The sequence below is a fragment of the Caenispirillum bisanense genome, assembly GCF_039523075.1.
In the GTDB taxonomy this organism is placed as follows: Bacteria; Pseudomonadota; Alphaproteobacteria; order Rhodospirillales; family Rhodospirillaceae; genus Caenispirillum; species Caenispirillum bisanense.
The window spans coordinates 97,133-108,687 of sequence record NZ_BAAAEP010000006.1; the positions used below are offsets into that span (position 1 = coordinate 97,133).

Annotated in this window: 7 protein-coding genes; 3 read left to right on the plus strand and 4 right to left on the minus strand. The window is 70.5% G+C overall.

What is annotated here, in order from left to right:
* The first annotated feature begins 76 nt into the window (after nucleotides 1–76).
* The gene (locus tag ABD056_RS05120; RefSeq protein ID WP_343865029.1) at nucleotides 77–3,919 is read left to right on the plus strand and encodes an ATP-binding cassette domain-containing protein; all 3,843 of its coding nucleotides are present in this window, start codon (nucleotides 77–79) and stop codon (nucleotides 3,917–3,919) included.
* 493 nt (nucleotides 3,920–4,412) lie between these two features.
* Here the strand turns inward: ABD056_RS05120 and ABD056_RS05125 are convergent, their stop codons facing one another.
* Nucleotides 4,413–5,480 carry a glycosyltransferase family 4 protein gene (locus ABD056_RS05125; RefSeq protein ID WP_343865031.1) on the minus strand — a complete coding sequence of 356 codons (1,068 nt, stop codon included), beginning with the start codon at nucleotides 5,478–5,480 and terminating at the stop codon, nucleotides 4,413–4,415.
* The gene (locus ABD056_RS05130) at nucleotides 5,414–6,346 is read right to left on the minus strand and encodes a UDP-2,3-diacylglucosamine diphosphatase (RefSeq protein ID WP_343865033.1); all 933 of its coding nucleotides are present in this window, start codon (nucleotides 6,344–6,346) and stop codon (nucleotides 5,414–5,416) included. The genes ABD056_RS05125 and ABD056_RS05130 overlap by 67 nt, the downstream gene beginning before the upstream one ends.
* Before the next feature lie 226 nt (nucleotides 6,347–6,572).
* Here ABD056_RS05130 and ABD056_RS05135 point away from each other — a divergent pair, with 226 nt between their 5' ends.
* Both ABD056_RS05135 and ABD056_RS05140 read left to right on the plus strand, forming a co-directional pair.
* Nucleotides 6,573–7,514 (plus strand): diacylglycerol/lipid kinase family protein, encoded by a 942-nt coding sequence (locus ABD056_RS05135; protein ID WP_343865035.1) that lies wholly within the window; start codon nucleotides 6,573–6,575, stop codon nucleotides 7,512–7,514.
* Between the two features lie 97 nt (nucleotides 7,515–7,611).
* On the plus strand, nucleotides 7,612–8,106 hold the full coding sequence (locus ABD056_RS05140; protein ID WP_343865037.1) for a baeRF12 domain-containing protein: 495 nt from the start codon (nucleotides 7,612–7,614) through the stop codon (nucleotides 8,104–8,106).
* An 88-nt stretch (nucleotides 8,107–8,194) separates the two neighbouring features.
* On the opposite strand, the gene ABD056_RS05145 is transcribed toward ABD056_RS05140, so the two are convergent.
* Together ABD056_RS05145 and ABD056_RS05150 are read right to left on the minus strand one after the other, a co-directional pair.
* Nucleotides 8,195–9,280: a porin gene (locus ABD056_RS05145; RefSeq protein ID WP_343865039.1), complete on the minus strand. Its 1,086-nt coding sequence runs from the start codon at nucleotides 9,278–9,280 to the stop codon at nucleotides 8,195–8,197.
* A gap of 283 nt (nucleotides 9,281–9,563) precedes the next feature.
* Nucleotides 9,564–10,640: a porin gene (locus tag ABD056_RS05150; RefSeq protein ID WP_343865041.1), complete on the minus strand. Its 1,077-nt coding sequence runs from the start codon at nucleotides 10,638–10,640 to the stop codon at nucleotides 9,564–9,566.
* Nucleotides 10,641–11,555 lie beyond the last annotated feature (915 nt).

The following is an 11,555-nucleotide window of genomic DNA, read 5'->3' on the forward strand; positions in this document are numbered from 1 at the left end:
ATGGGGCTCCCGGTCTCCGGGAGCCCCTTTCCTGCGGAGATCCAGCAGTGCGAGCCGTCGACCACCGGACCGGGCCGTGACCGTTCGCACCCCCACCGTCCTGCAGCACGAAATGACCGAGTGCGGCCTTGCCGCCCTCGCCATGCTGATGGGCTACCATGGCTGCCATGTGCCGCTGCATGAGCTGCGCACGGTGGCCGGAGCCTCCCGCGACGGCACCTCGCTCCGCCGCCTGCGCGATCTGGCGCGGCATTACGGTTTCCTGGCCCACGCCGTCAGCTGCGAACCCGAGGCCCTCGCCGGCCGCCCCCTCCCCCTCATGGCGTTCGTGTCCTTCAACCACATGGTGGTGGTGGAAGGCATCACGCCCCATTGGGTGCAGGTGAACGACCCGGCGGTCGGGCCCATGCGCATGGATCGGGCCGATTTCGACCGCATGTTCACCGGCGTGGCCCTGGCCGTCACCCCCGGACCGCAGGTGCGCCCCCGCCGGCCCTGGCGAGCACGTTCCGCCATCCTGCGGCGCGCTGCCGTCGCGGCGGCGCCGTGGACGGCGGCTGTCGTGGCGGGCGAGGCCGGCGTGATGGCGGTGGCGACGCTGATGGCGGGCGAGCTTTGGCCCGCCGCCCTGGCGCTGCCGCCCCTGCTGGCCGCCACCCTGGCGGCAGGCCGCCACCTGTCCCGTCGCCTGGACGAGTGCATCGGCAGCGACAGCCTCTCCACCCTGCTCGGCCGCAGCCCGGCCAGCATCGCCCACCGCAGCCCGTCCCTTCTTCAGGCCATAGCCGACAGCGGCCAGCGCGTCGGCCGCGACATCCTCGCCCCGGTTACGGTGGACGCCGCCCGGCTGGCGGCCTCCGCCGTGCCGGGCGTCACGCTCGCCCTGATGCACCCGGTTGCCGGCGCGGCGACCGTCGCCGGGGCGGTCGCCTGCGGGGCGCTGGCCGCCGTCGCCACGGCCGCGCGGGGCTCCATCCGGCGGCGGGCCGAGGCGGTGGCCGGCGACGATCTGCCGGACCTTCCGCTTGCCGTGCCGTTGCGCCTGCCGTCGTACCTGTTCGACGGCCGCGACGACGACCTGCTGGCCGAGATCGCCGGCAGCCGGGCGGAGCACTCGGCGACGCTGGCCCGCGCCGTCACCGCCGCGGCCTGGCACCGGGGCGCCACGGTGGGCCTTGCCGCGGCCGCGGTGGCGGTTGCCGGAGCCACGGGCGGCGGCCCGGCCTTCGCCCTCGCCGCTCTGGCGCTGTGGCCGTGGCTGGGGGTCGGGCAGCTGGCCCGGCGGTTGCTCCACCTGCGCCGCGAGGCCGCCCTGCTCGCCGACATCGAGGCCGCCCCGCCGGCCGATCAGCCGACCTCGTCGACGGCGACGCCGGGGGTACTGGAGCTATCGGCGGTGCGCTTCGGCTACAGCACCGCCGCCCCGCCCCTGCTCGACGGCCTCACCCTGCGCCTGGAGGCCGGCGCGCAAGTGGGCCTCACCGGCCCGGTGGGGGCCGGCAAGAGCACCCTCGCCGCCATCGCCGCCGGTCAGGTGCTGCCGTGGGACGGCACCGCCACGCGCGGCGGCACCCTCGCGCTGGTCACCGAGCGACCGATCCTGGTCCAGGCGTCGCTGCGCGATGCGGTGACGCTGTGGGATCACGGCATCTCCGATGCGGCAGTGCAGGAGGCCCTGCGGGCCGTCCGCCTGTGGGAAGAACTCAGCGACCGCCCCGGCGGCCTCCACCAGCCCGTCGAGGCGCACGGGCGCAACCTCAGCGGCGGCCAGCGCCGGCGGCTCGGCATCGCCCGCGCCCTGGTGCGCCGCCCCGACATCCTGATCATCGACGAGGCCCTGGACGGCGTCGACCTGGAGGCGGAAACCCTCCTGCGCCGGCATCTGCGCCGCCACGGCATCACCCTTCTGCTCATCAGCCAGCGCGAGGAAAGCCTCGCCGCCTGCGACGCCGTGTGGCACCTCGGCGATGGCCGCCTGACCGCCACGGGCGCGGCGGTCGTCTCGCAGGACTGCGGACCGGCGCCCCAGCCCGCACCGCCACCACCGCCACCTACCCCGGCGGAGGCGGAGGAACGGGCGGGCCTGGAGCGGCTGCTGGCGGCCCTCGGGCTGCCGCCGCCTCTGGAGGCTGACACGAGGACGGAGGGCGGGCTGGCCGGCCTGCGCCACGCCGCCCGCCGCAGCGGCGTGGTGCTGCGCCACGTCCGCCTGACCGGCGACGCCTGGCGCCACAACAGCCTGGAGCCGCTGCTGGTCCGCCATGCCGCCCTCGGCTGGACGCCCCTGCTGCCGGGCCGCAACGGGCGCTACTCCCTCGTGCTGGCCGACGGCAGCCGGCGCCCCCTGACCGATGCCGACGCCAGCGCGGTGGCCGAGGACGCCATCGCCGCCCATCGCCGCCCGCTGCCCGAACAGCCGGCCCTGGACAGGCCGCGCCCGGCTCTGCCCTCCGCCGCCTCGTCCCTGCTGCTGTGCCTCGGCACCGGCCTGCTGGTGCCCGGCCTGCCGCTGGCGGCGGGGGTACTCGGCGCCGCGGCGGTGGCGCTCGGCGCCGCGGCCGGTGACCTGGGGGCCGGGCGGCGACGCGCGATCGGCATGGCGGTCGGCGAAATCCAGCTCGCCGGCCACGCCCTGCGCCTGCAACCGGCCTGGGTCCAGGCCCGCCACCCCGACCACCTGGCGGCCTGGAGCGAGGCCGCCGGACGCCTTCTGGCGGGCCAGACGCAGCGGGCGATGCCGGCCGCCGCCCTCTCCGCCCGGCAGGCCGCCGACGACACCCTTGCGGCCCTGGTCGGGGCCCTGCCGGACCTGCGGGGCAACGGCGGCCTGAACCGTGTGGTCGAGCACTGGCAGCGGCAGAAGCAGGCCGCCGACGAGGCCGCCCGCGCTCCCCTGCGGCGCCTCGCGTGGGCCGAGGCGGCGGTGCGAGGCGCCACCCTTGCCGGCCTTGCCCTGACCGCCGTCGCGCCCGTCGCCGCGCCTGTCCTGGCAGCGGCATGGCTGCTTGCGCACGCCGGGCGCCAGAGCCTGAACCACCGCCGCCAGTGGCGCCGGGTCGGTCCGTTCCTGTCCGGCCCGGTGGAGGACGCGGGTGCGGCCCCCGCCGCCTTCGACGCCACCCTGACGGCCGAAGACCTGCACTTCCGCTACCGCGCCGACGGCCCGCCGGTGCTCGACGGCGCCTCGCTCCAGGTTGCCGCCGGCGAGGTGGTGGCGGTGGTCGGCCCCTCCGGCGCCGGCAAGAGCACGCTGATCGCCATCCTGCTCGGCCTGCTGGCCCCGGAGCGCGGCACCGTGCGCCTCGGCGGCCACAGCCTGCGGGACAGCGACCGGACCGTGCTGCGGGCCGCCTGCGATGCCCTGTTCCAGGACGAGCCGCTGCCGGGGATGACGCTGCGGTCCTACCTTCTCGGCAGCACGCCCCACGACGCGGCGGCAGCGTGGTCGGCGCTGGCGGCAGTGGGCCTGGACGGAGAGGTGGCGCGCTGGCCCATGGGCCTTTACACGCCGCTCGACCCGCGCGGCATGTCCGCCGGGCAGATCCTGCAGGTGCGGCTGGCCCGGGTGCTGCTGCGCCGGCCCGGCCTGCTCGTCCTCGACGAAGCCACGGCGGCGCTGGATGCCGGAGTACAGGCCCTGATCCTGGCCGAGCTGAGGCGGCGGCGCATCACCACCCTGCTGACGGCCCACCGGGCGGACACGCTGTCCCTGGTCGACCACGCCTGGCGCCTGCAGGACGGCCGCCTGCTGCCGATCACCCTGCCCTGCGCGCCTCCTGCCCCTCCGCCCTCCGCCACCGCCCCTGCCGCCCACCCGGCCCCGCCACGGATCTACCGCCGCGCCGCCCTCGACCGCCACGACGGCTCCGCCATCCTGGACCGCGTCACCACCCTGCCTCGCGTTGCTCCCTTTCGATAGCAGCAGCGACAGTTCGGGCCGCAGGTGCCCTCAGCCCCCTCCCCCGCCGCATTGAGCGCGGCCGAGAGGGGGGACCGAGTTAGTCGGTGCAGGGATCACCGTGCCGCCCGGCGGCACTGCCGGCGGTCGAGGAGGGGCAAAACCTTGAGCAACTGGTATTTCAGCCGCGGCAGCGACCGTGGCGGCCCACTGGATGATGCGTCAGCCATCGCCTATGCGCGACCAGCCGCGACGCCCGGGCCTGGCGGACGGGGATGGAGCCGTGGATTTCTCCCTGGTCGGCAACGACACCCAGTTCGTCGAGATCCAGAAAGCCGCGGCCAGAACCAGGGAAGCGTTGCGGGAGGAGATCCGCCAGGATATCGACGCGATCATGCCGGCCCAGTGCTTGAACGTCTTCGCCGCCGCCGGCTATGACCCCGAACGAGGGGAAAGTGCTCCGGAGAGGCAGGGCCAAACAGGATCTCCCTTCTCCGAGCACGGCAGCTTGCACCTACTCCGCCGCCTGCGTCTCGCGCTCGGGCAGCAGGGAGGGGAAGTACGCATCGGTGGCGAAGGGCGCCAGGTTGGCCAGGAACTGGTCGACGCTGGCATCCCAGCTGTTGCGCAGGGCGAAGGCGCGGCAGGCCTCGCGCGGGATCTCCAGCGCCGCCAGGGCGGCCTTGCGCAGGTCGTCGTCGAGCACCCCGACCGGCGCCCCCTGCAGCACGTCCTTCGGCCCGGCCACCGGGAAAGCGGCAACCGGCGTGCCGCAGGCCAGCGCCTCCAGCACCACCAGCCCGAAGGTGTCGGTCAGCGACGGGAACACGAAGACGTCGGCGGCGGCGAAGTGGCGCGCCAGCTCGTGCCCGAACTTCGGCCCGGTGAAGGTGACGCCGGGATAGCGGCGCTTCAGCTCGTCCAGCATCGGGCCGCCGCCGACCACCACCTTGCGCCCCGGCAGGTCGAGGTCGAGGAAGGCACCGATGTTCTTTTCCACCGCCACCCGGCCGACGTAGAGGAATACCGGCCGCCCGTCGCCGCCGTCGCCGAACAGGGCGCGGGCGTCGGGGTCGGGGCGGAACAGGTCGGTATCGACGCCGCGGCCCCAGCGGCCGATGTTCCCGACGCCCCAGCGCTTCAGTTCCGCCTCGATGCCGTCGGTGGCCACCATGACGCAGCGCGACGGCCGGTGGAACCAGCGCACCGCCTTGTACCCCACCGACAGCGGCAGCCGCGTGCGGGCCTGGATGTATTCCGGGAACTTGGTGTGGAAGGCGGTGGTGAAGGGGATGTCGCGCTTGACGCAGTAGGCCCGCGCCGCCAGCCCGAGCGGCCCTTCGGTGGCGATGTGGATGACGCAGGGGCGGAACCGCTCGATCATCCGCGCCACCTTGTTGCCCGGCAGCAGCGCCAGCGGAATTTCCGGGTAGCTGGGGCAGGGGATGGTGCGGAAGTCGTTGGGGGTGATGGCGAACACCTCATGCCCCCGCTCGGCCAGCTGCTCCTTGAGGGTCAGGAGCGTGCGGACCACACCATTGACCTGAGGCGACCAAGCATCGGAAATGAGGAGGATGCGCATGCCGGGGTGTTCTCCACGGGGGCCGGTGCCGGGCCGACGGCCTCGGGCGGGACGGTGACGGGGCCGGAGGGTTCGGTGCGGGCGCGTTCATAGGCGTCCAGCGCGCTGAACTGCCGCATCTCGGTCCAGTCGAGGATTTCCATGCGGCCGTCGTAGTGCTCGACCAGCGCGGTGCAGCTTTCCACCCAGTCGCCGTCGTTGCAGTAGAGGATGCCGTCGATGTCGCGGATCTCGGCGTGGTGGATGTGGCCGCAGATGACCCCGTCGACACCGCGCTGGCGCGCCACCCCGGCCATCGCCGCCTCGAAGTCGGCGATGAAGGCGACGGCGTTCTTCACCTTGTGCTTCAGGTACTTGGACAGCGACCAGTAGGGCAGGCCGAAGCGCTTGCGGGCGACGTTGAACCAGTGGTTCAGGGCCAGCGCCGTCGTGTAGGCCCAGTCGCCCAGGTAGGCCAGCCACTTGGCGTACTGGATGACGCCGTCGAACTGGTCGCCGTGCATGACCAGATAGGTGCGACCGTCGGCGGCGATGTGGGTTGCTTCGTGCATCACCTTGACGGCGCCGAACTCGTGGTCGGTGTAGGACCGGGCGAATTCGTCGTGGTTGCCGGGGATGAACACCACGTTGACGCCCTTGCGCGCCTTGCGCAGCAGCTTCTGCAGCACGTCGTTGTGGCTTTGCGGCCAGTACCAGTGCTTGCGCAGGCGCCAGCCGTCGACGATGTCGCCGACCAGGTAGAGGTTGTCGCTTTCAACCACCCGCAGGAAGTCGAGCAGGAAATCCGCCTTGCAGCCGCGCGTCCCCAGGTGGACGTCGGAAATGAAGACGGATCGGTACCGGCGCTGCGTGCTCACCGCATTCATCTTCCGCTGCTTGCAAAAAATGCCGTGTGGGCGGTTGATCTGGGCGCAATGTGTAGTATAAGGGCGGCACACAGAGAACGAAATTCACCCGTAGACAAGAATAATTAACAGGCCAGAAACATTCTTGTCTTTGTTCTGAAGTATCACTGTAACGATCAGACTTTCCTCAGGCGTTCGTGATCTGGTGCGGATGTGCACCTGCCATGGTTCCTCTATTCTGGAGAAGATGGTGTTCGACTCCCCGCGCGCCGACCGGCCGACCGCTGCCGACTGCCCTGCCGGCGTCCGCCGCCTGATGGTGATCTTCAACCCCACCGCCGGCGGCAACCGCCCCCCCCGCCTGCGCGCCACCCTGGCGGCGCTGGAGCGGCACGGCTGCGCGGTGGTGCTGCGGGAAACCGGCAAGGTGGGCGATGCCGAGGCCTTCGCCGCCGCCGCCTCGCCGGAGGACTGCGACGTGCTGGTGGTGGCCGGCGGCGACGGCACCATCAACGAGGCGGTGAACGGTCTGGTCAGCGCCGGCAGCCGGGTGCCGCTCGGCATCATCCCGCTCGGCACCGCCAACGTGCTGGCGCACGAGATCGGCCTGCCGCTGGCGCCGGCCAAGGTGGCGCAGGCGCTGGCCACCGGGCCGGTGCGGCGCATCCACCTGGGCCGCGCCGGCGACCGCTGCTTCCTGCTGATGGCCGGCGCCGGCTTCGATGCGGTGGTGGTGGAGCATGTGGACCTGCGGCTCAAGCGCCGCTTCGGCAAGGCCGCCTACGTGTGGGAGATGCTGCGCCAGTCCCGCCGCTACCCCTTCCCGACCCTTTCCGTCACCGACCACGTCACCGGCGCCGTACACCAGGCGGCGACGGCGGTGGCGCTCAACGGCCGCCTCTACGGCGGGCCCTTCGTGGTGGTCCGCGACGGCGGGCTGACCGAACCCCGACTCGACATGATCCTGCTGAAGAGAAAAGGCATGTGGAACGTGTTGCGCTATGCCGTCGGCCTCGCCACCGGGGCGCTGGCCGACTTTGCCGATGTGGAGGTGCTGCGCTCCACCTCCTTCACCATCGACGGCAGCCCGGCGCGGGAGCCGGTGCAGGGCGACGGCGACATCATCGCCCGCCTGCCGGCGCAGGTGGCCATCGCCGACGAGACGGTGGCGCTGGTCTATCCGGCCTGACGGCGCGGCCCGCCCGGCGGGTGCTCCCGACGACCGGGAAACCCGCGGGCCTCGCCCCCCGTTTCCAAGGGAAACCAAGCAGCAAGCGAGGTATCCCATGGACGCGACAAAAACCTGGATCCTGGTGGCCGACGGCTCCCAGGCCCGCCTCTTCGTCCACGCGGGCCCCGGCAAGCCGGTCCAGCGGCTGGAGCACCGGGAGTTCGAAGGGCAGGCGGTGAAGGCGCGCGAGGTCCAGCGCGACAAGCCCGGCCGCACGTTCTCCAGCAACATGGAGGACGAGGGCCGCAGCGCCTACGAGCCCAAGTCCAACCCGCAGGACCGCGCCCGCCACGAGCTGATGCGGGAAGTGATCGACGACCTCACCCGCCACGCCCAGCGCAACGAGTTCGACCAGCTGATCATCTGCGCCCCGGCCCAGACCATGAGTTCGGTGCGCGAGCTGATGCCGAAGCCGCTGGCCCAGAAGGTGGTGGCGGAGGAAGTGAAGAACTACACCGGCTCCGACGAAGCCGACCTGGAACGCCACCTGACCCACCTGCTGCCCATCGACCCGCAGGCGCGGCGCCACCCGGACCCGGCCGCCGGCTGAAGCCGGCCGGGACCGGCATGGCCCTGAAAAGCCGACAGGCCCGGCGGTGTCCCGCCGGGCCTGTGGTGTCCGTACCGGCAGGAGCCGATCAGAACTCCAGCTGCAGGCCGACCACGGCGCCCAGGGCGTCGACGTCTTCCGGGTCCGGCGCATTGGCGAGGCGGCGTTCCGCTTCCGCGTGGTACAGAGCGCCGACCAGCGTCACGCCCGGGCCCATCGCGTAGGTGCCGCCCAGGTAGACGTTGTACAGCTTGTCCTTGTTGCCGTTGCCGTAGTCGAGGGTCGACGCGGTGTAGGTGATGGACACGCCGTAGGGACCGGTTCTGTAGCCGATGCCGGCGTTCCACACTTCACGGTCGTCGCCGCGGGCGCCGTCGTTGTCGTCGGTGCGCAGGTAGCTGCCGCCCACTTCGAAGCCGGCGTAGCCGATGACCAGACCGCCGCGCCACGCCGCCTGATCGGTGGTGGTGGCGTTGTTGTCGTCGGCGCCCGATTCGCCGATGTAGGCGACGTCGGCACCGATGGCGACACCGCCGAACTCGCCGTTATAGGCGATGGCGGCTTCATACTGGTTGTGGGCGTTGGTGACCGTGTTGGCCTGCAGCGCGCCGCCCGGCGACGGGGTCCAGGTCAGGCCGACGCTGAAGCCGGCCAGCGATGGGCTGATGTAGCTGATCGAGGCGTCGTCGTTGGACAGGGTGGTGTCCAGGCCGTTCCAGCCGTTCATGAAGCCGGCATAGTAATCGCCCGGTGCGAACCAATCGCCGAAGTCGTCGTCGGCGAGGCCGTACTGCGGCGCCTCGTGCGCCATCTGGGCGTGCACGCCCTCCTTCTGGCCGGCCTGGATCTGGCCGAACGCGCCCTCGATGTAGGCATACTGCTCGTCAGCATTTTCATTTTGAGGAGTAGCGTTGGTCTGGGCTTCCAGCTGGATCATGGCGCCGATGGTCAGGCCGTTGTCCAGGGTGGTGGCGCCGGAGAAATAGACCTCGGTGTCGGTCGCGATGCCGGTGGTGGTCGGATCGAAGCCGGGGGCATCGTCCTGCGAGGTGACGCCGAAGTACTGTTCCATCTTGCCGCCCAGGCCGAGCTTGATCTTCTCGGCAGCCATGGCGGGGGAAACGGCAGCGCCAGCGAGGACAAGCGCCGAAGTCGCGAGGAGAAGCTTCTTCATTTCCAGTTCAACTCCCTGGGGATGGCCATCCGCCGCGGGTGCCGGCGAATCGGGAAAACGGCCTCCGAAACTGAACAAGAAGAAGAAGCCACGGGCGCGGCCCGGCGGCAACGGAGATGAATGACGTGTGAACGGATTCCGCCCTGGGTGTTACTATTTGGTCACATTCCAGCCATCGGCGCCCGCTGATGCCGAAGTTGCCTGCAGAATAGGCAACGGCCCGACCGCTTGCGCGGCCGGGCCGTCATCCCCCCCTCGGCTCCCGGCTTGCGCCGGTAGCGGATCAGAAGGAGAGCTGCAGACCGACGATGCCGCCAACGCCGTCGACGCTGTCGCTGCCGGCCGCGGCCGCACCGTAGTTCTGCTCACCTTCGGCCCAGAAGGCCGCGGCGGCGAGCGTCACGCCCGGACCCATGGCGTAGCTGCCGTGCAGCGACACCTGGCGGTATTCCGAGTTGTCGCCGGTGACCGGATCGTCGAAGTCGGACTCGAGGTAGACCACCGAGACGCCGTAGGGGCCGGTCTTGTAGCCGATACCGGCGTTCCAGGTCAGGCTGTCCTCACCGGCGTTGCCGGCGGCGTCTTCCAGCTGCAGCACGCTGCCGCCCACCTGGAAACCGGCGTAGCCCAGGATCAGGCCGGCGCGCCAGCCCCAGGGATCCTCGGCATCGGCGGCGTTGGCGCCCGAAGCCTCAATGTAGGCCACGTCGGCACCGATGGCGAAGCCGCTGAACTCACCGTTGTAGGCCAGGGCGACTTCCCACTGGTTGTGCAGCTGGGTCTCGCTGTTGGCCTGCAGGGCGCCGTTGACGTTCGGCATGAAGGTGGCGCCGAAGCTGAAGCCCGCCATGGACGGCGAGATGTAGCTGACGCTGGCGTTGTCCTGACCGCCGAGGGTGGTGTCGACGCCGCGACGGTAGTTGGTCAGCAGGTTGGCCGGGTTGAAGAACGCGGAAACGTCGTCGTCGGCCAGGCCGTACTGCGGCGCTTCGTGGGCCAGCTGGGTCAGCACGCCGTCCTTCTGGCCGGCGATGATGCGGCCGAAGGCGCCTTCGATGTAGGCGTACTGCTCGTCAGCGTTGGCAGTGACGTCCGAGTTGGTCTGGGCTTCCAGCTGGATCATGGCGCCGATGGTCAGGCCGTTGTCCAGGGTGGTGGCGCCCGAGAAGTAGACTTCGGTGTCGGTGTTGATGCCGGTGGTGGTCGGATCGAAGCCCGGGGCATCGTCCTGCGACACGACGCCGAAGTACTGCTCCAGCTTGCCGCCGAGGCCGAGGCGGATCTTTTCGGCGGCCGACGCCGGCATGGACAGCGACACGGCCGCGATCAGGGCGGTGCTGCCGAGAAGAATCTTTTTCATGGTCCAAACTCTCCGTGACGAGATGGGTGTGCTCATGGCGGCACCCGGAATTTTCCCCCTGCGGACTTGAGCCGCCAGGAACGGCCCTGCCGTGAGGCCAATGAAAGACACGATGTTTCGGCAAAGACAACGTCAGGAAGAGGAAAGGATTTGTGTTTTTGCCACGCTGTTGCCGCGAAGACACACGATGATCTTTTGAGGTATTTGTAAGTATTATCAAAAGAGGTAGGAAAACTTCCTATTCTGGGTTAACTTGGCCTGATCTACCCCTTAATATATGTGCCACCCGTCAAGGATCAGAGACCTGCGCCGGTGCCGCCTGTGGCGATGACAGAACTGGGGATGCTGCGGCGGCCAATACCGGTTTGATCTGGCTCCCTGATTTATAACCAGTGGCCGGCAAGCGCGATGATCGGACGGCGGAGAGGAAGGTGACCGCCGGACGGTCGCGCACCTCGCGGCGCCGCGGCGGAAATTCTTCCACAGGCCGACGATGCCCTCGATGGCGGCGAGGTCGCGGAGAGGAGGGCGAGAACCAGGTCTTTCAGCGCCAATTGGCCGAGGCAGGATGCTCGGCGCGCCTCTCTGGTTCCCAATGATCAGCCCGCACCGGGGCAAGGTCGTGGCCCTTGTCCAGGTGGACGAGCCCCCTCCCCGGCCGGCAGTCCCTTGTATGTCTTGCCCAGCGTCGGCAGTAAGCTGCGCGAGGCTGGTGAAGGGAGAGCCTGTTTGTCCCTGCCTCTCTGAAGTGCGTGCCTGAGATCAGGCCCCCTTCGCTGTGCCGCACCTGAGACCGGACGGTATCGAAGGCCCCTTTCCGTGGTGAGCCTGGATGCACAAGGATGGTCGCCTGTGCGGCCAGCCTGCAACAGGTTCGGAGGGGGACATGTCAGGTTTTCTCGGGATCGACATCGC

What these genes read in the sequence shown, in the direction of transcription:
- ABD056_RS05145 (WP_343865039.1), bottom strand. Translation starts at nt 9,280, where the DNA reads ATGAAGAAGCTTCTCCTCGCGACTTCGGCGCTTGTCCTCGCTGGCGCT.
- ABD056_RS05150 (WP_343865041.1), bottom strand. Translation starts at nt 10,640, where the DNA reads ATGAAAAAGATTCTTCTCGGCAGCACCGCCCTGATCGCGGCCGTGTCG.
- ABD056_RS05140 (WP_343865037.1), top strand. Translation starts at nt 7,612, where the DNA reads ATGGACGCGACAAAAACCTGGATCCTGGTGGCCGACGGCTCCCAGGCC.
- ABD056_RS05130 (WP_343865033.1), bottom strand. Translation starts at nt 6,346, where the DNA reads ATGAATGCGGTGAGCACGCAGCGCCGGTACCGATCCGTCTTCATTTCC.
- ABD056_RS05135 (WP_343865035.1), top strand. Translation starts at nt 6,573, where the DNA reads ATGGTGTTCGACTCCCCGCGCGCCGACCGGCCGACCGCTGCCGACTGC.
- ABD056_RS05125 (WP_343865031.1), bottom strand. Translation starts at nt 5,480, where the DNA reads ATGCGCATCCTCCTCATTTCCGATGCTTGGTCGCCTCAGGTCAATGGT.